Below are 19,786 nucleotides of genomic sequence, written 5' to 3'. Positions count from 1 at the left end.
CGTGTACGACCCCACGGGACTGACCGTCCTCGTCCTGTTCGGCGTGGTGATCCTCGTGCTCTCCGTCGTCGCGCGCAGGACCGGGGCGAACGCGCCGGTCCTGCTGACCCTCGGCGGGCTGGCGCTGGCGTTCGTCCCGGCCACCTCGGGCCTGCGGGTGCCCCCCGAGCTGGTCGTGCTCCTGTTCCTGCCGGCGCTGCTCTACTGGGAGTCGCTGACGACGTCGCTGCAGGAGATCCGCAACGACCTGCGGACCCTCGTGCTCTCCTCGGTGTTCCTCGTGCTCGCCACCGCCGCCGCGGTCGCCGCCGCGGCGCACCACCTGCTCGGGATGGGGTGGGCGGTCGCGTTCGTGCTGGGAGCCATCGTGGCGCCGACGGACGCGACCGCGGTCGCCGCGGTGGCCCGCGCCCTGCCCCGCCGGCAGCTGACGATGCTGCGCGCCGAGAGCCTGGTCAACGACGGCACGGCGCTGGTGCTGTTCGGGGTCGCGGTCGCCGCGGCCACGGGCGCCGAGGAGTTCGAGCCGCTCGGTGCCCTCGGCGCGTTCGCGCTGTCCTACCTCGGCGGGACGGCCGTCGGCGCGCTCGTGGCCTGGCTGGCGGTCACGGCGCGGCGGATCGCGGGCGACGCCCTGCTCGGCAGCGTCATCAGCGTCCTCACGCCCTTCGTCGCGTTCCTGCTCGCCGAGGAGATCCATGCGTCGGGGGTGCTCGCGGTGGTCGTGGCCGGGCTCGCGATCAGCCGGGTCGGCCCGCGCATCATCAGCGCGCGGACCCGCGTGCAGTCATACTCCTTCTGGCAGATCACGACGTTCCTGCTCAACGCCGCGCTCTTCGTCCTCGTCGGGCTGCAGCTGCCGCGGGCGCTGCGGGAGGTGTCGTCGCGGTCGCTCGGCGCGGCCGTGCTGGCCGCGCTCCTCGTGGCCGTGGTCGTCGTGGTCGTGCGGCTGCTCTGGATGTTCACGATCCCCTACCTGATCCGCCTGCTCGACCGCCGCGCGTCGCAGCGGGCCCGGCGCATCGGGGCACGCGGGCGGCTGCCGCTGGCGTGGTCGGGCTTCCGGGGCGCGGTGTCGCTCGCGATCGCGCTCGCGGTGCCGCTGACGACCACGACCGGCGCGCCCTTCCCCGACCGCGACCTGCTCATCGTGATCGCCTTCGGCGTCATCCTCGTGACGCTGGTCGGGCAGGGGCTCACGCTGCCCGCGGTGATCCGCTTCGGGCACTTCGGGCCCGACACCTCCTTCGACCGGCAGGTCCTGGTCGCGCGCAAGCGGACCCTGGACGCCGCGCTCGAGGCCCTCCCCCGCCTGGCGGCCGACCACGAGATGCCCGAGGGCCTGGTCGCCCGCGTCCGGGCGGAGCACGAGCACCGCCGCCACGTGCTCGACCCCGCCCACGGCAGCGACGCGGACGCGCTGGACGACGCCCGCGAGGACGCCGCCGTCGAGACCGAGCTGCGGATCGCGCTGCTGCACGAGCGCCGCCGGCTGCTGCTCCACCTGCGCGACGAGTCCGTGATCGACGACGCCGTCCTGCTGGTCGTCCAGGCCGAGCTCGACAACGAGGAGCTCGGCCTGCGCGGGGCGCCCGGCCCGGAGTGATCAGGCGCCGGCGAAGGCCTCGACCGCGAGCCAGATGCCGAAGGCGAAGAACAGCACGGCGGCGCCGATCCGGATGGCCTTCTCGGGGAGGTTCCGGCCGAGCACCCGGCCCACGACGATCGCGAGGGCGTCCGCGGCGACCATGCCGACGGTCGAGCCGACGAAGACACCGGTGATACCGCCGGCCCCGGGGTGCTGGGCGGCGAGCGTGATCGTGGCGAGCATGGTCTTGTCGCCGAGCTCGGCGAGGAAGAACGCGACGGCCACCGCGCCGAACGCGGAGCGCGAGGTGGTGGCGCCCTTGTCCTTCTCGTTCTCGGTGAGGGTGTCGCCGCGCAGCGTCCAGAGCCCGAACGCGAGGAACGCGACAGCCGCGACCAGCGAGATCCAGAAGGTCGGGATCGCGGCCCCGAGCAGGTAGCCGACACCGACCGAGACCGCGTGCGTGACCGCCGTGGCCGCGGCGATGCCGAGCAGGACGGGCAGCGCCTTGAACCGGGTGGCGAAGGTGAGCGCCATCAGCTGGGACTTGTCGCCCAGCTCGGCGACGAAGATGACGGCGAAGCTCAGGGCGGTCGCGGCGAGCAGGCCGGTCACGGCGGTCGGGCTCCTCTCGGTCGGATCGGACCGAGGCGCGCTCCGGCCCGACCCTGCGGGTCGACGCCGAAGGTCTCGCCCGCCGCCGGGACCCGGCGGCCGCCGCGGCCGGACGCGCGGGGCGTCAGTGTGTCGACCGCGATGTTGGGAGCTACTCCCCTTCGCTTGCCCGAGAACCTATCCGACGATCCCGGGAATTGTCATTCCGCGGTGATCGCACTCACGGGTGAGGAATTGTGGGGCCCGACCCATGAATGGTTTCGGCACGCCGAAACCATTGTTGTGGGGGCCCGGAAAGAGCGCGGTCGTGCCGCGGACCGGCACCTGGGGCAGGCTCTGCGGGACCACGCCGCGTCGTCACCAGGAGGCATGACATGAGCCCGTCGATGGTCGTCGTCGGTGCGATCGACGGGAAGGGCGCCGACGCCGCGGTCGCCGCGGCGCGGATCGGCGCCGAGGTCCGGCTCGTCGGCGCGGTGGACGACGCCGGCGCCGCGGCCCTCGACGAGCTCCGGGGAGAGGGCGTCGTCGTCGACGACGTGCAGGTCGTCGAGAGCGGCCACCTCGAGGCACCCCACGTCCGGGCGGTCCTGAACGGCGCGGCCGAGCTGGGCGCCGTCCTGGTCAGCAGCGAGATCCCGGCCGCCGCGATCGCCGCCGGGGTCGGCACCGCCACCGGCCTGCGCGTGCCCTGCGTGCTCGATCCCGCGCCCGTCGTCCACACCGTCGTCGGGCTGTTCGACCTCCACCCGGTGCTGACGCCGAACGCCGGCGAGCTCACCGAGCTGCTGCGGCTCGGCGGCGGCGAGCGCGCCGCGAACCCGGCCTCGGTGGCCGCGGGGGCGGCGACGCTGCACTCCTGGTCCGGCGGCCCGGTGGTCGTGACGCTCGGCGCGGAGGGCGCGCTCCTGGTCGAGGACGGGCGGGTGCGCCGCCTGCCCGCGCCGGAGACGACCGTCGCGGACCCGGCAGGCGCCGGCGCCACCCTCGCCGGGGTGCTCACCGCGGGTCTCGCCGTGGGCCAGGAGCTCGAGGACGCGCTCTACGTGGCCGGCGTCGCGGCCGCCCTCTGCGTGGCCGCGCCCGGCGGCCGCGCCGCCATGCCGACCGGGGACGCCCTCGCCGCCGCGGTGGAGTGACGCCGGGCCGCTCAGCGGTGGCGACGGTCGCGGCTGCAGGCCGTCAGGGCCTCGAGCATGGGCGCGAGGCGCTCGCCCTCCGTCGTGAGCACGTACTCCGTGCGCGGGGGGCGGGTCGGGAGCACGCGGCGCTCGATGAGCCCCGCGGACTCGAGATCGGCCAGGCGCGCCGCGAGCGTCGCGGGCGGCACCTGGCCGAGGGCCTGCTCGAACTCGGAGAACCGGACCGCGCCGAGGTGCGCGGCGTAGAGCACCGAGAGCGACCACCGTCGCTCCAGCAGCGCCGCCAGCGCGCGCACCTCGGGCGGTACCGGCTCCCGCGAGCACATGTCAGGCCGCCACCTCGAGGGTCGGCTCCGAGATCGACTCCGGCGCCGGCTCGAGGGCGACGTCGAGGACCTCACGGATGGTCATCGACGGGTGGAACTCCAGCTGCCCGGCGACGTCCGCGGGGACGTCGTCGAGGTCGGCGCGGTTGCGCTCCGGCACGACGATCTGCGTCAGGCCGGCCGCGTGCGCAGCCAGGACCTTCTGCTTCACGCCGCCGATCGGCAGCACGCGACCCTGCAGCGTCAGCTCGCCGGTCATCGCGACGGTGTGCCGCACCGGACGCCCGGTCAGCAGCGACACCAGCGCGGTGGCCATCGTGACGCCGGCCGACGGGCCGTCCTTCGGGATCGCGCCCGCGGGGACGTGCACGTGGAACGAGCGTCCCGTGAACGCGTCCTCGGCGATGCCCAGCTCCGCGGCGTGCGAGCGCACCCACGACAGGGCGATCCGGGCGGACTCCTTCATGACGTCGCCGAGCTGGCCGGTGAGGACCAGGCCCTCGTCGCCGGTCATGGAGGCGGCTTCGATGAACAGGACGTCGCCGCCCGACCCCGTCACGGCCATGCCGGTCGCGACGCCGGGCACCGCGGTCCGCTCGACGGACTCGGTGAACACCTTCTGCCGGCCGAGGTGCTTGCGCACCACGTCGGTGTCGACGGTGACCTCCGCCGCCCCGGAGGCGATCTCCGTGGCGATCTTGCGGGTCAGCTTGCCGAGCGCGCGGTCGAGCTGCCGGACGCCGGACTCGCGGGTGTACTCCGACACCACGAGGCGCAGCGCCGACTCGTCGGCCGTCACGTCGTCGGTCGTCAGACCGGCGGCGCGGACCTGGCGTGGCAGCAGGTGGTCCCGCGCGATGGCGACCTTCTCCTCGACCGTGTAGCCGTCGAAGGAGATGACCTCCATGCGGTCGAGCAGCGGACCCGGGATCGTGTCCATCTGGTTGGCCGTCGCGAGGAACACGACCTGCGAGAGGTCGATCTCGACGTCCAGGTAGTGGTCGCGGAACGCGTGGTTCTGCGCCGGGTCCAGGACCTCGAGCAACGCGGCGGACGGGTCGCCGCGCCAGTCGGCGCCGACCTTGTCCACCTCGTCGAGCAGGATCACCGGGTTCATCGTGCCCGCGTCGCGCAGGGCCCGCACGAGGCGGCCGGGCAGGGCGCCGACGTAGGTCCGCCGGTGCCCGCGGATCTCGGCCTCGTCGCGGACGCCGCCCAGCGACATCCGCACGAACTCGCGACCCATCGCCCGGGCGACCGACTCGCCGATCGAGGTCTTGCCGGTGCCGGGCGGGCCGACCAGCGTCAGGATCGTCCCGGCCTTGCCCCCGTCGTCCTCCACGCCCCGGTCACGGCGCAGCTTGCGGACGGCCAGGTACTCGACGATGCGGTCCTTCACGTCCTCGAGGCCGGTGTGGTCGGCGTCGAGCACCGTCCGTGCACCGACCGGGTCCAGCTGCTCCTCCGAGCGCTGCGCCCACGGCAGGGCCAGCAGCCAGTCCAGGTAGGTCCGGATCATCGACGACTCGCCGGACTGCTCGCCGCTGCGCTCGAGGCGGGCGAGCTCGCGCTCGGCCTGCTCGCGCACGTGGTCGGGCATGCCGGCCTCGGCGATCTTCGCCCGGTAGTCGTCGGACCCGTCTCCGCCCTCGGAACCCTCGCCGAGCTCCCTGCGGATGGCCTCCAGCTGGCGGCGCAGCACGTACTCGCGCTGCTGCTTCGCCGCGCCGGACTCGACGTCCTCGCGCAGCGACTTGCGCACCTGCAGCTCCGCGAGACGCTCGCGCTGCAGGCGCACGGCCAGCTCCAGCCGCTCGCGCACGTCGAGCGTCTCGAGCAGGGCCACCTTCTCGTCGTACGGGATCTCCGGCGCCCAGCCGGCGGTGTCGGCCAGGGGGCCGGGCTCGTCGATGCCCCGCAGGAACGTCGACACCCGTCCGTCGTCGCCGCGCAGCTCGAGGACCTCCTCGACCACCGCGCGGTACGTGCTCTCCAGCTCGCGGATCCGTCCGTCGCGCTCCGTGTCGTCCGGGTGGGGCGTCACGTCGACGCGCAGGTGTCCTGCGCCGTCGGCGCTGCCCGTCCCGGCCTTCCCGCGGTGGGCCCCGGTCAGCTGCACGGCGGTCACGCCGTTCGGCATCCGGGTACGGCCCATGACGTCGGCGACGGTGCCGACGCCGGCGAAGCGACCCTCGTGGCGCGGGACGAGCAGCACCTGCTCGCCCTCCTCGGCACCCACCTCGGAGGCCGGCACCACGACGGTCATGCCCGGGAAGATCACGTTGTCGTCGACGGGGACCAGCAACAGCTCGGTCATCTCGTCACCCCATCACTCGTGCTTGGTAGCAGCTACAAGTGTTGAAGCGGCTTCGATATTCCTGGGGAGGTCCTCGGAGCCGGCGCCCCGGGCCGCGAGATCCTGACCAGTGGAGCCGTCGTTCTCCTCAGGCGAACGTTCGCGCCACTCGTCCAGATCTTGTCCGCTCACCGCGCCCGGCGGGCGGCGACGTCGGTGGCCGCGCGGTCGGCGAGCCGGTCGAGATCGAGCGGCGCCTCCCGTCCCGCGGCCGTCGCGTGGGCCAGGGCCGCGTCGACCAGCCGCTCGAGGCGGTCGGCCACCTCGTGGTCGACGATCCTGACGCGGCCGGGCGCGAGGACCAGCGCCCGGTGGTCGTCCGGGTCCAGCATCAGCGAGACGGCGACGAGGTCCGCGCCGGCGTGCTCCGAGCGCCGCAGGTGCACCACGGTGGAGAGTGTCCCGACGCCGCGGCGGACGCCGAAGCCGTCCGCGCCGGTCGTCGCCGAGTGTTCCCCGACCCGTCACCGCCCGTCGGCGTACTTCCCGGCCGGCGGGCCGCCCGCCATGCTGCGCACGTGGACACGTCCCCGCGGTGGAGCGACGAGGACCTCGAGCGGATGTCCGTCGAGGAGCGCCAGGACCTCGTCCGGCGCGTGACGGCGCGCGGCGTCTCGCGCCCCGAGCTGCCCGCGGGCCGGCGACGGCGGCGCTTCCTGCTGGTCGCGGCGATCGGGTCGCTCGTGCTCGTGCCGTGGATCGGCATCCTCGCGGCCACGCTCCCCCACCGGTACGAGGCGCGGCACTGGACGCTCGCGTGGGTCGGGTTCGACGTCGCGCTCGTGGTCGGGCTGGCGATGACGGCCTGGATGACCTGGCGGGCCCGGCCCGCGCTCGTCTACCCCGCCCTCATCACCGCGACCTTGCTCGTCTGCGACGCCTGGTTCGACACCACCACCGCGCAGCGTTCCGACGTCCTGGTCAGCGCCCTCTCCGCGCTGCTGCTCGAGCTCCCGATGGCGGCGGTGCTGATCGGCGCCGTCGTGCTCGTCCAGCGCTCGGTCGTCGTCTCGATGCGCGCGGGGCCGACCGACTCCGAGACCGTGCTGCTGCGGCGCCGGTGGCGGTGGGCCCGCCGCTGACACCTCATGACGAACGAACGGCGCTCTCGCTGCTTCCGAAGCAGCGAGAGCGCCGTTCGTTCCGTGGGTGATCGATCAGGAGCGCACCATCGACGCGCCGGCCCGTTCCGCGGTGGACCACGCGCTCCTGATCTCCGTCGCCCACCCGACCACCCCGCCCGGACTGGCACCGGAGCAGCCACGGCGAGAAGCTCGTCGCCGTGGGCACCGCGACACTGGACTGGTACGGCTGCGCGACGTTCCGTCTGCGCACGGCGGAGGGCCTGACGGTCTTCCTCGACGCCTACCTCGACCGGGTCCCCGACGCGGAGCAGAGCGGCGTCGGGGTCGACGACGTCACCGAGGCCGACTGGATCCTCGTCGGCCACAGCCACTTCGACCACGTGTGGGGCGCCGAGCGGATCGCGCGGCGCACCGGCGCGAGGGTCGTCGGCTCGTACGAGTCGGTGCGGGTGCTCGCCGACGCCGGCGTCCCGGAGGACCAGCTCCTCGCCGTGGCCGGCGGCGAGCGCGTCGCCCTCGACGCCACGACCTCGGTGCGCGTGCTGCCGAGCCTGCACTCGTGCGTGTGGTCGTCGCAGCCGATGCCGCCCGCCGACGAGGTCTGCCTGGGCGAGCTCGGGCTGACCTTCCAGGACCGCGGCGAGCGCATGGCCGCGCTGTGGGCGGGCTTCGACGCGATGGGCGACGACGTCAAGGCCCACCTGGCCGCGGCCCGGCTCGGTGAGCGGGGCGACGGCGGCGCGCTGGTGTTCGTCGTCGAGACCTCGGAGGGCTCGCTGCTGTTCCAGGACAGCATCGGCTGCTGGAGCGGCGTGCTCGCCGGGGAGAGCCCGGACGTCGCGATCCTCGCCGTGGCCGGCCGCGGCAACCGGGACGGCGAGCCGGTGCAGGGCACGACCGCCGACTTCGTGGCCGAGCAGGCCGCGGCGCTCGGCGCGCGGACGATCGTGCCGTGCCACCACGATGACTGGCTGCCCGGCTTCTCGCGGCCGATGGACACGGCGCCGATCCGGGACGCGGTGGCGCGGGAGTCGCCGGGGACGACGCTGGTGGATCTCGGCTACGCGGACGGGCACGCCATCTTCGGGCGCGACTGAGCGCCGCTCCTTCCGCCGTGTCCAACGTATAGCGGACCACGGGTCTTGCGGCAAGACCCGGGTCGGGGCGGACCATTCCCGCCGTTGTCGAGAACGGCTTCGGGATCGGGAGACGCGTGCACCCTGACGACAGCGCGGGATACGACGAGGAACTGCGAACGGAACGGGAGTACCTGGGCGGGCTCCACGCGCGGCTCGACGCCGAGCGCGCGCGAGCCGCGGGCGAGTACGAGACCGCGCTGGCCGGCGACGGCATGACGCCCATGGACCGTGACGTGCAGGTCCGCGCGTCGGCACGGGTGGTGCGGCGTCTCGACGTCGCGGACGACGGGCTGTGCTTCGGCCGGCTCGACGGCGTCGACGGGGACCGCTCGTACATCGGGCGGATCGGGCTGCGCGACGACCACGACGAGCCCGTCCTGCTCGACTGGCGGGCCCCGGCGTCGCGGCCGTTCTACACCGCCACCGGCGCCCATCCCGAGGGTCTGCGCCTGCGCCGGCAGTTCCACACGCGCGGACGGCGGCTGCTCTCCTTCACCGACGAGGAGCTGGGCCGCCCGGGCGCCGGCGCGCACGGCGACGCCGCGCTGCTCGCGGCGGTCAACGCGCCCCGGGGCGAGGGGATGCGCGACATCGTCGCGACCATCCAGGCCGAGCAGGACGAGATCATCCGGCTCGACCACCCGGGCGTCACCGTGATCGAGGGCGGGCCCGGCACCGGGAAGACCGTCGTGGCGCTGCACCGCGTCGCCTACCTGCTCTACACCCAGCGCGAGCGCATGGAGCGCCACGGCGTGCTCGTGGTCGGGCCCAACCCGGCGTTCCTCGACCACATCGGGCGCGTCCTGCCGTCGCTGGGCGAGTCCGACGTGGTGTTCACGACGACGGGCGACCTCGTTCCGGGCCGGCACGTCACCGCCGAGGACACCCCGCAGGCCGCCCGGGCCAAGGGGTCACTCGCGATCCTCGACGTGCTCGCGGCGGCCGTCGCTGACCGTCAGCGCCTGCCGGACGAGCCGCTGCCGGTCGAGATCGGGGACGTCACCGTCCGGGTCGACGGCGAGACCGCGGCCTGGGCCCGCGAGGAGGCCCGCGCCGGCGGACGGCCGCACAACGAGGCCCGCGCGGTGTTCGCCGACATCGTCGCCTACGTCCTCACCGAGCGGGCCGCCGCCCGGATCGGGCGCGGGTGGCTCACGCCGCGGGACCGGGACGCGTGGCGCGGCCTCACCGCCGAGCTGCGCGACGAGCTCGCGGGGAACGAGGCGTTCACCGGCGTGCTCGACGCGCTCTGGCCGGTCCTCACCCCCGAGGCGGTACTCGCCACGCTCTACGCGTCGCCCGAGCGCCTGCGCGCCGCGGGCGCGGACCCCGCTCTGGGGCGGGCCGACGGCGACGCCTGGACGGTGTCCGACGTGCCGCTGCTCGACGAGCTCGTCGACCTGCTGGGCCCGGACCCGGCGGCGGAGAAGGCCGCCGCCCGCGCGGCGGACCGCTCCCGGCAGGAGGAGGCGGAGTACGCCGCGGGCGTCATGGAGATCCTCACGCTCGACCGCGAGGAGCTGGACGAGGACGTCGGCGTCACCGTCGACGACCTCCTCCACGCCGGGGCCCTCGCCGATCGCTTCGAGGAACGGGACACCCGCGACCTCGTCGACCGGGCGTCGGCCGACCGCGACTGGACCTATCGCCACGTCGTGGTGGACGAGGCCCAGGAGCTGTCCGCGATGGACTGGCGCGTGCTGATGCGCCGCTGCCCGAGCCGGTCGCTCACGGTGGTCGGCGACCTGGCGCAGCGCCGGTCACCGGCCGGGGCGACCTCGTGGGGCGCGATGCTCGACCGCTACGTCGCCGGCCGGTGGGTGTACCGCTCGCTGACCGTCAACTACCGGACCCCGGCGGAGATCATGGGCGTCGCGGCCGCCGTGCTCGCCGAGTTCGCCCCCGACGTCCGCCCGCCGGAGTCGGTGCGCGCGAGCGGTGTCCGGCCGTGGTCGCGGCAGGTCGCCGACGACGACCTCGCGGCCGCCGTCGAGGAGTTCCGGCGCGACGAGGCCGCCCGGGAGGGCACGTGCGTCGTGATCGGCCCGCCCGGGACGGAGGGTGCCGTGACGCCGTCGGGGACCAAGGGGCTCGAGTTCGACGCCGTGCTCGTCGTCGACCCGGACCGGATCCTCGCCGACGGCCCGCGCGGCGCGGCCGAGCTCTACGTCGCCCTGACCCGGGCCACCCAGCGCCTCGGGGTCCTGCACCGGGACCCGCTCCCGCCGGCCCTCGCCGGGCTCACGGGAGCGCCCGCGCTCACGTCGTGCGGAGCCGGCTCCCGCCACGGGGACGCAGGGTGACCCCGGCGTCGAGCAGGAGCTTGCGGACGTGGCCGAAGCTCCGGCCGGTGTCCTCGGAGAGCCGCATGAGGCTCTCCCCCGCGGCGTAGCGCTCGACGAGGTAGCGCGCGAGCTGCGCGCGCTCCCGTCGACGTGCGGCCCGAGGATCGTCGACGACGGCCGTGGTGGTGTCCGGCACCGGGGGTCTCCTTTCGCCAGCTCGCGGTGACACTAGGTGCCGCTCGGCACCTCCTTCGCGAACTGTTCAGGATTGAGACATGCTCCCGTCAGTGAGCACCCTGTGGCCCGAGCCCCCGCCGCCGACCGCCGACGAGGTCGCCGCCCGCCTGCGGACCGAGCGCCGGGGCCACGTCCTGGCGATGCGCATGGAGCGCACCGACAAGCGCAACGCCATCGACGTCGCGATGACGACCGCGCTCGACACCGCGTTGACCACCCTCGACGACGACCCCGAGCTGCGGTGCGGCGTGCTCACCGGGGGCCCGGAGGCGTTCAGCGCCGGCACCGACATCAGCGTCGGTCCCGGCGCGCCGACGCCGCGGGGCGGCAACTACGGCGTCGTCGCCCGGCGGCGGACGACGCCGCTGATCGCCGCCGTGGAGGGCATCGCGTTCGGGGGCGGCTTCGAGATCGCGCTGGCCTGCGACTTCGTGATCGCCTCGACCACGGCACGGTTCGCGCTGCCCGAGGTCGGGCTCGGCCTCGCCGCCAACTGCGGCGCGCTGTTCCGGGGCCCGCGCGCGCTGCCGCCCTCGGTGGCCCGGCAGATGCTGCTGACCGGGGACCCGCTGCCGGTCGAGCGGGCCCACGAGCTCGGGTTCGTCACCGAGCTCGTCGAGCCCGGCCGCGCCGAGGCGCGGGCCCTCGAGCTCGCCGACCGGGTCGCCGCGCGGTCGCCCGTGGCCGTGCAGGCGACGCTGCAGGCGCTCGACGCCGCGCTGCGCGACGCCGACAACCGCGGCTGGGCCGACACCGACGACGCCGTGGCGCGCGTGGTGGCCAGCGAGGACCGTGTCGAAGGCGTGGCGGCGTTCTTCGCGAAGCGGGCACCGGAGTTCACCGGACGGTGACGGGCCGGGGGATCAGCAGCCCGGCGGCGCACCACCGGTGCCGTCGCTGAACGCCGGCGCGCAGGGGGCGCGCCGCGGCGTGCCGAGCTCGCCGCCACCCGGCGTGCCCTCGGTGTTGTTCGTGACGGCGGCGAGCTGGTTCATGACACCGCGCATCTCGCCCGAGTCGATCGACGGGAACTCGCGGACGGCGGTCGACTGCACGTCGAGGGACCCCTCCGGCGCGCCCCCGCTCTCGTCGACGACGTAGCCGCCGTAAGTCTGCAGGGCCTGGGCGACCTTGCGGACGTCCGGGTCGGTGATCCCCGAGAGGTCGGTGTCGGGCGGGAGGGCGAGCAGCGTGCCCATGCCGATGTCCGGGTCGTCGCCGCCGTACTTGCCCTCGTAGCCCGAGTCGGCCTTGCTCGCCGGCCAGCGGTGCCCGCCGTTCGCCGGGGAGCAGCTGGTGTCGCACGGCAGGCTGATCTTGAGCGCGTGGCGGATCGGCTGGTCTCCCGACAGCTCGCCCTCGCGGATCGTGCCGCCGATGCCCGACAGGCCCGATCCGCCGTGGCACCCCGGGATGCCGGTGCCCGTCAGCGACACCGGGGCCCAGCCGTACTCCCAGCTGGGGTCGCCCCCGCGGTCGAGGCGCAGCGGCTGGCCCTGGACGACCGTGGTCCGGTCCGGGGAGTCCCGCAGCAGCGTCGCGCAGTTGTTGTAGGTGCCGTCGGCGTGGAGGTCGGGATCGACGAGCACGGCGCCGCCGGGGTCGCCGTCGAGCTGCTTGACCGGGGCGTCGGGGTCGAGCGAGATCGGTTCGACGTCGGGGTAGAGCGAGCCGATCTGCAGGTCGGTCTCCTGGTACTGCGCGCTCGTCGCGAGCGGCAGGTTCCAGATCGAGTCCCACGCGAAGGGCCGGGCGTAGACGTCACGGGTGGGTTCCGGGCCGGCGTCCGCCGCGGACCCGCCGCCCGAGCCGGGGCCGGGGCCGCTGCCGGCGCCGGAGCAGGCGCCCGCGAGCACGAGCACGAGCACCACCACGGTGGACAGGGCCGCCACGAGCCTGGACACGGTCCCGGGGACGATCACCCGCGGAGCATGTCAGGAACCTTGTGAGGACCTGATGTCGGATCGGACCGGGCCGACCAGGATGGCCCGATGGCCGACGACGAGGGCTATCTGCTCGACAACCGGCGCACCGAGGCCGGCGCCCGGTTCACCGCGCTCGCGGCGCTGTTCGACCCGTCGACGCTGCGCCACCTCACCGCGCGCGGCCTCGCGCCGGGCTGGCGCTGCTGGGAGGTCGGCGCCGGGGGCCGCAGCGTGCCGGACGAGCTCGCCGGGGCCGTCGGTGCGGGCGGGCTCGTGCTCGCCACGGACATCGACACGTCGTGGCTCGAGGACCCGGAGCCCCGGGCGCCGCTGCGGGTGCTGCGCCACGACGTCGGCGTCGAGGAACCCCCCGCCGACGACCTCGACCTCGTCCACGCCAGGCTGGTGCTGACCCACGTGCCGCGGCGGGACGCGGCGCTGGCCGCGATGGCCGGGGCGCTGCGCCCGGGCGGGTGGCTGGTGGTCGAGGAGGCCGACCCGGGGCTGCAGCCGCTGCTCTGCCCCGACGAGTACGGGCCCGAGCAGGAGCTCGCGAACCGGCTGCGCCACGGGTTCCGCACGCTGATGGCCGGCCGCGGCGCCGACCTCGCCTACGGGCGCACGCTGCCGCGACGGTTGCGCGCGGCGGGTCTGACGGCGGTGGGCGCGGACGCCTACTTCCCGATCACCGCGGACGCCGGCGCGACCCTCGAGATCGCCACGGTCGAGCACATCTGCGAGCGGCTGGTCGAGGGCGGCATCGCGACGGCCGAGGAGATCGACACCCACGTCCGGAACGTCGCCGACGGGCGGGTGCCCGACCTGGCGACGTCACCGATGATCACGGCGTGGGGTCAGCGCTCCGGGTGGTAGTCGTTGGCGACCGCCTCCGCGGCGTGCAGCGCCGCGATGTCGGGGTCGGGCTCGGGGGTCGCGGCGACGGCGGTCTCGACGTCGTCGGGCGTGGTCGCGGGGTGCACCGGGTCCATGGACACCATCCTGACCGGCCCCGACGCCGGAGGACAGGGCCGTCAGGGCGCTCCCGGTCCGGCGCCCCGGCACGCTAGACGGCGGGCACCAGCCGCACCGGGAGGGACTCCCAGCCCCGCATCGTGTTGTTGTGGTGCCGGCGCGGCGTCCCGGCCGGTGCGATCCGCTCCACCCGGCGAGCCAGGGCGGTCAGCAGCGCCTCCGCCTCGAGGCGGGCCACGTGCTGGCCGACGCACTGGTGCAGGCCCATGCCGAACCCGACGTGGCCGGAGGGGTCGCGGTCGAGGTCGAAAACGTCCGGGGCGTCCCAGCGCCGCGGGTCGTGGTTCGCCGAGCCGAGGAACATGAGGATCTTGCGGCCCTCGGGCACGACGGTGCCGCCCACGGACACGTCGACGTCGGCGATCCGGAAGAACGTCTGCACCGGCGACTCCCAGCGCACCGCCTCGTCGAAGGCGACGCGCGCCAGGCCGGGCTGTGCGCGCAGCCGCGCCCACTGCTCGGGATGGGTGGCCATGGCGGACAGGCAGGCGCCCAGCCCGTGCACCGTGGTGTCGACGCCGGCGGACAGCAACGAGCGGACGACGAGCGGGGCCTGCTCCGGGGTGATGTCACCGCGGTCGGCGGCCGCCCAGATCTGCGCGCCGAACCCGCCCTCGGCGAGGCGGTCGCGGGCGCACTGCGCGTTCACCCACCCCGCGTGCTCGGGCAGCGTCGGCGCGCCCTTCGCGACCAGCGCGTTCTCGGGGCCGAAGGCGTTGAACAGGTGGTCGCCGTAGGGCAGCAGGTGCTCGCGACCCTCGCGGGGGATCCCGACGGCGTCGGGGAAGACGCGCAGCGGGAAGGCCTCGGCGAGCGTGGACATGGCGTCGACCTCGGGACCGCTCGCCAGGACCTCGTCGACGAGGGTCTCGGCCTCGGTACACCACTGCTCACGCAGCCGGCGCAGCGCCCGCGGCGACAGGATCGGGGCGAGCACCGCACGGGGCGCGTCGTGGTGGGGCGGGTCGGTCTCGAGCAGCAGGCTCGGCGGGCGCCACGGCTTCTCGTAGCGCCAGTTCGCGAGCCCGACACCGGCGCCGGACGGGAAGCGCTGCCAGTCGACCAGCGCCGCGCGGACATGCTCGTAGCGGCCCATCGCGTACACGTCGTGCTGCGCCAGGTGCACCACCGGCCCCGCCTCGCGCAGCGCGTGCTGGAACGGCAGGGGGTCCTCGAGCACCTCGGGTGAGAACGGGTCGACGTGGTTCACCGGGATGGCGGGTGCCGTCGTGGTCATGGGCTCTCCTAGAGGTCGAGCACGAGACGGTCGGTGCACGACCGGGACACGCACGGGAACATGCAGTCGCCGGCGGCGCGCTCGTGGTCGGCGAGGATCGAGTCGCGGTGGTCGGGGACACCGGCGAGCACCGTGGTCTCGCAGGTGCCGCACAGGCCCTGCTCGCACGAGGACAGCGCGGTCGCCCCGACGCGGCGTGCGGCGTCGAGCACCGTGCCCTGCGGCAGCACCGTCACCGTCGTGCCCGTGCGCGCCAGCTCGACCTCGAACGGCGCGTCGCGCACCGGGGCGCCCAGCTCGGGGGCGGTGAAGCGCTCGGTGCGCAGGCGGTGGCGCGGCCGGTGCGCCGCCGCGCGCTCGGCGGCGTCCAGCAGCGGGGCCGGACCGCAGCAGTAGACGACGGTGTCGTCGTCGGCGTCCCCGAGCCAGGCGGCGAGCGGCAGCAGGCCGTGCTCGTCCTCGGGCCGGACGTGGACGCGGTCGCCGTAGCGGGCGAGCTCGCCGACGAACGCCATCGAACCGCGGCGCCGGCCGCCGTAGAGCAGCGACCAGTCGGCCCCGACGAGATCCGCCTGGTGGATCATCGGCAGCAACGGCGTGATCCCGATGCCGCCCGCGACGAACAGGTAGCGGGGCGAGGGCACCATCGCGAAGTCGTTGCGCGGCCCGCCGAAGGCGACGAGGTCGCCCGTGTCCAGCTCGTCGTGCACGTAGGCCGAGCCGCCACGGCCGGCGGGTTCGCGCAGCACGCCGATCCGGTAGGTGTGCGCGTCCCAGCGGTCGCCGCAGAGCGAGTACTGCCGCGTCGCGCCGGTCGGGAGCGTGACGTCGATGTGCGCTCCCGGCGCCCAGTCCGGCAGCCGACCCCCGTCGGGCCGGGCGAGCACCAGCGTCACCACGTCGTCCGCCGCGGGCTCCTTCGCGACGACCACGAGCCGGTCGCTCTCCACATCCGCCTCCTCCGTCGAGCTGCCGGTGACGGTGACGGGCGGGGCCGAGTCGGCGGAACGGCGTTCTCATCCAATGGGAGACGAGCGGTGAACCCGCGGGTCCCGGGCTCCGTGTCCAGAGGTGGAGGGCCGCGGGCGGCGGCCGGGCCGTGCACCGGGGAGGCAGGTCGGATGGAGCGCCGGATCGTGTGCGTGGGCGGCGGCCCGGCCGGGCTGTACACGGCGATCACCGCCCGGCTGGCGGGCGCGCGGGACGAGATCGTCGTCGTGGAGCGCAACCCGCCGGGGGTCACCCACGGCTGGGGGGTCGTGTTCTGGGACGACCTGCTCGACACGATGCACCGGAACGACCCGGTCTCGGCGCGGGCGCTGAGCGCGGCGGCGGAGGTCTGGGACGGCCAGCTGCTGCAGGTGGGCCGGCGGGCGCCCGTGTTCCTCGGCGGGTCCGGGTACGCGGTGGGCCGCCAGGAGCTGCTCGGGCTGCTCACCGCGCGGGCCCGCGAGCTCGACGTCGACGTCCGGTTCGGGACGTCCGACCCCGGTCCCGACCTGCTCGCGGGCGCCGACGTCGTCGTCGCGGCGGACGGCGTCAACAGCGCGCGGCGCGCCGCCCACGAGGCCGCGCTCGGCGCCCGGGCGACGCTCTCCTGGCACCCCTACATCTGGCTCGGTACCGCGCGGCGGTTCCCGACCTTCACCTTCGGGTTCGTCGACACCGGCGCGGGCTGGATGTGGTGCCACGCCTACGCGTTCCGCGCCGACCGCAGCACCTTCATCGTCGAGTGCCCGGAGCCGACGTGGCGGGCACTCGGCCTCGACCGGATGCCGGTCGAGGCGTGCCTGCGCGCCCTCGAGGAGCTGTTCGCGCACCTGCTCGACGGGGAGTCGTTGCTGGTGGCGGAGGCGCAGCGACCCGCTCCCGACCGTCCCGCCCCGTGGACGCGCTTCCAGCGGGTGGAGCTCGGTCGCTGGCACGTCGGCAACCTCGTCCTGGTCGGCGACGCCGCCCACACCACGCACTTCACGATCGGCTCGGGCACCTCGCTCGCGCTCGGCGACGCCCGGGCTCTCGGGGCCCGCCTGGCCGACGAGGGCCCGCTCGCGGAGGCCTTCGCCGGCTACGAGGCCGAGCGGCGGGCCGTCCTGGCGCCGCTGCAGGACGAGGCCGACCGGAGCACGGCGTGGTTCGCCGATCTCGTCCGGCCGTCCGCGGCGCCGACGTCCTCGGCGCGGCCGGGCGACGCCGTCGACGACCTCCACCTCGCGTGGTCGCTGTGGCGACGGCGCGGCGACGCCCCGACCTGGCGCTGGCACCTGCTGCGCGCCACCCAGCAGCCGGCCCTGCGGCGCCTGCGCCGCGGGGCCTCGTCAGTGCGTCGGGGTCTGCGGGCCCGCCGGCGCGAGCACGACGCGTCCCGCCGGGATGCGGTGGGGTAGCTCAGGGGGCGTCCGCGAGACGGTGCTCGATCCGGCGTGCCGCCGCCGTGAGCGTCGCGAGGTGGCCGCGCGCCCGCTCGTCGTTCGGGACGACCACCGAGACGGCGGCGATCACCTGCCGGTCCGCGGTGCGGATCGGGACGGCGATGCCGGTCGCGTCGGGGTGGATGAAGCCCGGGCAGAGCGCGAAGCCCTGCTTGCGGACCTCGGCCAGGAGCACGCGCAACCGGCCGGGCTCGCAGACCGTCGCCGGCGTGTAGCGGTGGCGCGGCGTGCCGAGGATGCGCTCCTGCAGCACCGTCGAACCGTAGGCGAGCAGCACGAGCCCGGACGACGAGGCGTGCAGCGGCAGCCGGGCCGCGATGCGGGTGATGTTGATGACCGCGTGGTCGGCGGACAGGCGCTCGACGAACAGCACCTCGTCGCCGTCGAGCACGCCGAGCTGGGCGTGGTGGCCGACCGTCGCGAGGAGCTGCTCCATCACCGGCATCGCGGTCTCGCGCAGCGACAGCGTCGGCGACGCGCGCAGGCCCAGCTCCCACAGGCGGGTGCCGATCCGCACGTGCCGGTCGTCGTCGCGGGCGAGCAGGCCGTGCTCCACGAGCTCCGCGACGAGCCGCGACGCGGTCGCGACGGGCAGCCGGGCGCGACGCGCGACCTCCGAGATCTGCAGCGCCGGCGTGTCCGGGGTGAACGCCTCGAGGATGCGCACGACGCGCTCGAGCACCGACTCCCCCGAGCTCGACCGCGCCACGGCCCTCAGTGTGCGCTGCACACCCGGCAGGGGCGGTACCCCGCGGCGCGGGCGGTGGCCTCGTCGGCGAAGAAGACGCGGTGGCGGGCGTAGTGGCCGCGGGCGAGCCACCGCAGGGCGCTCGGGCAGTCGAGCCGGCCGTAGATCCTCAGACGGCGGTGGCCGCCGAGGGTGCCGGGCGAGGCCGAGCTGTACGGGCGGCCGTCCGCGCCGATCAGCCGGTAGCTCACGCCGCGAACCCCGACACCCGCAGGGTGATGTTGAGCCGGCCCTCGGCGAGCCCGATCGCGGCGGCGTCGCCGTCGTCGTCGGCCAGCACGGACGGGACGCCGTGGTAGGCGAGGCGGCTCTCGTCGCCGAACACGAGCAGGTCACCCGAGCGCAGCTCGACGTCGGCCCACGGGCGCCCGCGCGAGTGCGGGTTGCCGAGCCGGAACAGGCACGGCGCGCCGAGCGAGAACGACACGACGGGGTCGGGCGCGCGTTCGTCGGAGTCTCGGTGCATCCCGAGCTTCGCGTCGGCGGTGTAGTGGTTCACCAGCGCGATGTCCGGGGCGTAGCCGCGGCCGAGGGCCGGGTCGTCGTACGCCGTCGCCACGGCCTCGCGTCCGAGGTCGGCGAGCCAGGTGGGCAGCTCCGCGACGGACGACCCGTCCTGGTCGTCGCGGGTGCGCGAGTAGCGGTACGGGACCCAGTGCCAGCCCAGGCAGACGGTCTGCACGCTCATCCGCGCGCCGTTCGGCAGCGTCGCCGCCCGGATGCCCGGGCCCTCGACCGCCCAGCGGCGGCACGCGTCGACGAGGGAGCGCTGCCGGTCGCGGCCGAGCCAGTCCGGGACGTGCACCGCGCCGGGTGCGAGCTCCCGGCGCTCGCGCGGGAGCAGCTCGAACGTCACGCTCCGGAGAACCCCGCCGCCACGGTGCGCGTGGCAGGCACGGTGACCCAGTCGGGGTGCTTGGCGGTGGCGGTGTCGCCCGACGACTCGCCGCGCAGCCGCCGGCCCACCCAGGGCAGCACGTGCTCGCGGTGGTAGCGGAGCTGGGCGAGCGGACCGCGGCGCAGGTCGCTGCCGGTGGTCGCTGGGACCTCCCCGCCGCCGAGGATGCCGCGCAGGATCAGCCCGGCCGCGCGCCGGTGGCCCGCCGGGCCGAGGTGCAGGCGGTCGGGCGACCAGTAGATCGGGCGGTGCAGCTCGGTGTCGTGGAAGCAGTCGACGTACGTGACGTCGTGGGCAGCGGCGAGCTCGGCGATGCGCGCGGTCAGCTCCTCGCCGCGGCGGCGCACGACCCGACCGAGGGGCATGTGGTCCGACGGGTCCGCGCCGCTGATCAGCACGAGGCGCACCCCGGCGTCGGCGCACCGGCGCACCACGGGGGCGGTGCGCTCGGCGAGCTCCGCGACGTCGGTGTGGGGCCGCAGCATGTCGTTGCCGCCGCCGTTGAGCGTGAGCAGCGTGGGTGGCGGGTCGAGACCCAGCGCCGCGTCCAGCTGGCCGGTGACGATGTCGTCGAGCAACCGGCCCCGCACCGCGAAGTTGGCGTAGGAGATCGGCGCGCCCCGGGCCGCGGCGAGACCGGCGGCCACGAGGTCCGCCCACCCGCGCACCGCCCCGTCGCCGCGCTCGTCGCCGACGCCCTCGGTGAAGCTGTCCCCGATCGCCGCGTACCGCACGGCTCCA

General features: G+C 75.2%; 21 protein-coding genes. 8 read left to right on the top strand and 13 right to left on the bottom strand.

The window, feature by feature from the left end; all coding sequences use genetic code 11:
- Position 1: 1 nt before the first annotated feature.
- Positions 2–1,606, top strand: coding sequence for a Na+/H+ antiporter (locus tag QSK03_RS19940; protein ID WP_285655636.1), 1,605 nt, complete (start codon positions 2–4; stop codon positions 1,604–1,606).
- Here QSK03_RS19940 and QSK03_RS19935 read toward each other — a convergent pair whose 3' ends face one another.
- Positions 1,607–2,203 carry a TMEM165/GDT1 family protein gene (locus tag QSK03_RS19935; RefSeq protein WP_285655633.1) on the bottom strand — a complete coding sequence of 199 codons (597 nt, stop codon included), beginning with the start codon at positions 2,201–2,203 and terminating at the stop codon, positions 1,607–1,609.
- Positions 2,204–2,577: 374 nt separating this feature from the next.
- Here QSK03_RS19935 and QSK03_RS19930 point away from each other — a divergent pair, with 374 nt between their 5' ends.
- A complete protein-coding gene (locus tag QSK03_RS19930; protein WP_285655631.1) occupies positions 2,578–3,342 on the top strand; it encodes a PfkB family carbohydrate kinase in 765 nt (254 codons plus the stop codon).
- Positions 3,343–3,353: 11 nt separating this feature from the next.
- On the opposite strand, the gene QSK03_RS19925 is transcribed toward QSK03_RS19930, so the two are convergent.
- The 3 genes from QSK03_RS19925 to QSK03_RS19915 form a co-directional block, all read right to left on the bottom strand.
- On the bottom strand, positions 3,354–3,671 hold the full coding sequence (locus QSK03_RS19925; protein WP_285655628.1) for a winged helix-turn-helix transcriptional regulator: 318 nt from the start codon (positions 3,669–3,671) through the stop codon (positions 3,354–3,356).
- A 1-nt stretch (position 3,672) separates the two neighbouring features.
- Complete coding sequence (gene lon / locus QSK03_RS19920; protein WP_285655625.1) at positions 3,673–5,988, bottom strand: endopeptidase La; 2,316 nt, start codon at positions 5,986–5,988, stop codon at positions 3,673–3,675.
- 167 nt (positions 5,989–6,155) lie between these two features.
- Positions 6,156–6,416: a hypothetical protein gene (locus tag QSK03_RS19915; protein ID WP_285655622.1), complete on the bottom strand. Its 261-nt coding sequence runs from the start codon at positions 6,414–6,416 to the stop codon at positions 6,156–6,158.
- 129 nt (positions 6,417–6,545) lie between these two features.
- On the opposite strand from QSK03_RS19915, the gene QSK03_RS19910 reads away from it, so the two are divergent.
- The 3 genes from QSK03_RS19910 (at position 6,546) to helR (ending at position 10,554) form a co-directional block, all read left to right on the top strand.
- The gene (locus QSK03_RS19910) at positions 6,546–7,109 is read left to right on the top strand and encodes a hypothetical protein (RefSeq protein ID WP_285655620.1); all 564 of its coding nucleotides are present in this window, start codon (positions 6,546–6,548) and stop codon (positions 7,107–7,109) included.
- Positions 7,110–7,309: 200 nt separating this feature from the next.
- Complete coding sequence (locus QSK03_RS19905; RefSeq protein ID WP_285655618.1) at positions 7,310–8,209, top strand: MBL fold metallo-hydrolase; 900 nt, start codon at positions 7,310–7,312, stop codon at positions 8,207–8,209.
- A gap of 116 nt (positions 8,210–8,325) precedes the next feature.
- A complete protein-coding gene (helR, locus tag QSK03_RS19900; RefSeq protein WP_285655616.1) occupies positions 8,326–10,554 on the top strand; it encodes an RNA polymerase recycling motor ATPase HelR in 2,229 nt (742 codons plus the stop codon).
- Here helR and QSK03_RS19895 read toward each other — a convergent pair.
- Complete coding sequence (locus QSK03_RS19895) at positions 10,511–10,732, bottom strand: helix-turn-helix domain-containing protein (protein WP_285655613.1); 222 nt, start codon at positions 10,730–10,732, stop codon at positions 10,511–10,513. The genes helR and QSK03_RS19895 overlap by 44 nt on opposite strands.
- A gap of 91 nt (positions 10,733–10,823) precedes the next feature.
- Here QSK03_RS19895 and QSK03_RS19890 point away from each other — a divergent pair, with 91 nt between their 5' ends.
- Positions 10,824–11,624, top strand: coding sequence for an enoyl-CoA hydratase/isomerase family protein (locus tag QSK03_RS19890; RefSeq protein WP_285655610.1), 801 nt, complete (start codon positions 10,824–10,826; stop codon positions 11,622–11,624).
- Between the two features lie 12 nt (positions 11,625–11,636).
- Here the strand turns inward: QSK03_RS19890 and QSK03_RS19885 are convergent, their stop codons facing one another.
- On the bottom strand, positions 11,637–12,695 hold the full coding sequence (locus QSK03_RS19885; RefSeq protein WP_285655607.1) for a hypothetical protein: 1,059 nt from the start codon (positions 12,693–12,695) through the stop codon (positions 11,637–11,639).
- A gap of 69 nt (positions 12,696–12,764) precedes the next feature.
- Between QSK03_RS19885 and QSK03_RS19880 the strand changes: the two genes are divergently transcribed.
- Complete coding sequence (locus QSK03_RS19880) at positions 12,765–13,571, top strand: methyltransferase domain-containing protein (RefSeq protein WP_285655605.1); 807 nt, start codon at positions 12,765–12,767, stop codon at positions 13,569–13,571.
- Here the strand turns inward: QSK03_RS19880 and QSK03_RS19875 are convergent.
- The 3 genes from QSK03_RS19875 to QSK03_RS19865 all read right to left on the bottom strand — a co-directional run bounded on the left by QSK03_RS19875 (position 13,553) and on the right by QSK03_RS19865 (position 15,917).
- The gene (locus QSK03_RS19875) at positions 13,553–13,687 is read right to left on the bottom strand and encodes a hypothetical protein (RefSeq protein WP_285655603.1); all 135 of its coding nucleotides are present in this window, start codon (positions 13,685–13,687) and stop codon (positions 13,553–13,555) included. The two genes, QSK03_RS19880 and QSK03_RS19875, sit on opposite strands and share 19 nt — an antisense overlap.
- Before the next feature lie 74 nt (positions 13,688–13,761).
- A complete protein-coding gene (locus QSK03_RS19870; RefSeq protein ID WP_285655601.1) occupies positions 13,762–14,967 on the bottom strand; it encodes a cytochrome P450 in 1,206 nt (401 codons plus the stop codon).
- A gap of 8 nt (positions 14,968–14,975) precedes the next feature.
- Positions 14,976–15,917: a PDR/VanB family oxidoreductase gene (locus QSK03_RS19865; RefSeq protein ID WP_285655599.1), complete on the bottom strand. Its 942-nt coding sequence runs from the start codon at positions 15,915–15,917 to the stop codon at positions 14,976–14,978.
- A gap of 171 nt (positions 15,918–16,088) precedes the next feature.
- On the opposite strand from QSK03_RS19865, the gene QSK03_RS19860 reads away from it, so the two are divergent.
- Positions 16,089–17,354: an FAD-dependent monooxygenase gene (locus QSK03_RS19860; protein ID WP_285655597.1), complete on the top strand. Its 1,266-nt coding sequence runs from the start codon at positions 16,089–16,091 to the stop codon at positions 17,352–17,354.
- A gap of 1 nt (position 17,355) precedes the next feature.
- Here QSK03_RS19860 and QSK03_RS19855 read toward each other — a convergent pair whose 3' ends face one another.
- Genes QSK03_RS19855 through QSK03_RS19840 form a run of 4 tightly spaced genes read right to left on the bottom strand, consistent with a single transcriptional unit; the run spans position 17,356 to position 19,779 of the window.
- A complete protein-coding gene (locus QSK03_RS19855; protein WP_285655594.1) occupies positions 17,356–18,108 on the bottom strand; it encodes an IclR family transcriptional regulator in 753 nt (250 codons plus the stop codon).
- Positions 18,109–18,113: 5 nt separating this feature from the next.
- Positions 18,114–18,338 carry an Ada metal-binding domain-containing protein gene (locus QSK03_RS19850; protein ID WP_285655591.1) on the bottom strand — a complete coding sequence of 75 codons (225 nt, stop codon included), beginning with the start codon at positions 18,336–18,338 and terminating at the stop codon, positions 18,114–18,116.
- Complete coding sequence (locus QSK03_RS19845) at positions 18,335–19,003, bottom strand: alpha-ketoglutarate-dependent dioxygenase AlkB family protein (RefSeq protein ID WP_285655588.1); 669 nt, start codon at positions 19,001–19,003, stop codon at positions 18,335–18,337. Before QSK03_RS19845 ends, QSK03_RS19850 begins: the two co-directional genes overlap by 4 nt.
- On the bottom strand, positions 19,000–19,779 hold the full coding sequence (locus tag QSK03_RS19840; protein WP_285655585.1) for an SGNH/GDSL hydrolase family protein: 780 nt from the start codon (positions 19,777–19,779) through the stop codon (positions 19,000–19,002). The genes QSK03_RS19845 and QSK03_RS19840 overlap by 4 nt, the downstream gene beginning before the upstream one ends.
- Between the last annotated feature and the right edge of the window lie 7 nt (positions 19,780–19,786).

Origin of the sequence: Actinomycetospora sp. NBRC 106375, from assembly GCF_030269665.1 — a bacterium.
Classification (GTDB): domain Bacteria; phylum Actinomycetota; class Actinomycetes; order Mycobacteriales; family Pseudonocardiaceae; genus Actinomycetospora.
The sequence above is the reverse complement of the archived record's forward strand: the minus strand, read 5'-3'. Positions and strand labels throughout refer to the sequence as shown.